Genomic DNA, 685 nt, shown 5'->3' on the forward strand with positions numbered 1-685 from the left:
AACACCTCCTTCGCGGAAGGAGGCTGGACCCTGCCGCCGCCGGCGCCGGCGCTGTCGGCGGCGGCGCGGTGGGCGAGGGCGCGGTGGGCGAGGGCGCGGTCGATGAGTTCGCGCAGCTGCAGCACGTAGGTCTGCAAGGTGGTGCGGGCGCTGCGCGGCGGGCTGGCCCCCCACAGCTCCTCGCTCAGCGCCGACACCGGCACCACCCGGTCCGCGTTCAAGGCCAGCAGCGCCAGCACCTGCCGCGGCTAGCAGCGCCAGCACCTGCCGCGGCTTGGGCGCAGTGGGCGTGATCGAGATCCCGTTCTCCCGTACGGCCAACGCGCCGAGTACGTCAATGTCCACAGCGTCTCCCTGGGCGTGGATGGAGCGTGGGCGTGGATGGAGCGAGGGTGGGGCTGGAGCGTGGGTGGAGCGTGGGTGGGGCGGGGTGGGGCGGGTGGGGCGCCGCTCGCAGGGGGCGGTCCTCACTCGAGAATTCAAGGAGGTTCCGGACACCCTGTCAATAGAAAACCGCGCGGATGGTTTGTATGTTTCGGGGGTATTCCGCCGCCCTGTCCGGTCGCGCGGCCGGGCCGGGTGAGTGGTCCTCGAGGCTCTGTTGAGGGGAAGCGGGTCCTCCGGGGGCCCCGCCCGGGCGGGCGCGGGGCGGTGCGGGCACCGGCCGCAGGCGGGGGCGGGGCGG

The 685-nt window shown here is 74.0% G+C and carries 1 pseudogene; it reads right to left on the reverse strand.

Annotated features, from left to right (window positions below):
- Positions 1-345, reverse strand: a pseudogene (locus tag STRAU_RS40440) (AfsR/SARP family transcriptional regulator); the annotation flags it as partial.
- Positions 346-685: the final 340 nt, after the last annotated feature.

It is taken from the genome of Streptomyces aurantiacus JA 4570 (assembly GCF_000414115.1).
Taxonomy (GTDB): domain Bacteria; phylum Actinomycetota; class Actinomycetes; order Streptomycetales; family Streptomycetaceae; genus Streptomyces; species Streptomyces aurantiacus_A.